The 274-nt window shown below is 66.8% G+C and carries 1 pseudogene; it reads left to right on the top strand.

The features are described 5' to 3' along the window. Nucleotides 1-274, top strand: a pseudogene (locus tag ACZ3HG_RS23675) (pyridoxal 5'-phosphate synthase lyase subunit PdxS); the annotation flags it as partial.

Genomic DNA, 274 nt, shown 5'->3' with positions numbered 1-274 from the left:
GGCCCGCATCGGGCACTTCGTCGAGGCGCAGATCCTGCAGGAGCTGGGCGTCGACTACATCGACGAGTCCGAGGTGCTCTCGCCCGCCGACTACGTGAACCACATCGACAAGTGGAACTTCACCGTGCCGTTCGTGTGCGGTGCCACGAACCTCGGCGAGGCGCTGCGCCGCATCACCGAGGGTGCCGCGATGATCCGCTCGAAGGGCGAGGCCGGCACCGGCGACGTCTCCGAGGCCACCAAGCACATCCGCACGATCACGGGTGAGATCAAC

The sequence above is a fragment of the Erwinia sp. PME.40.26/001 genome (assembly GCF_055556675.1).
This window is presented reverse-complemented; position numbering and strand designations above follow the sequence as displayed.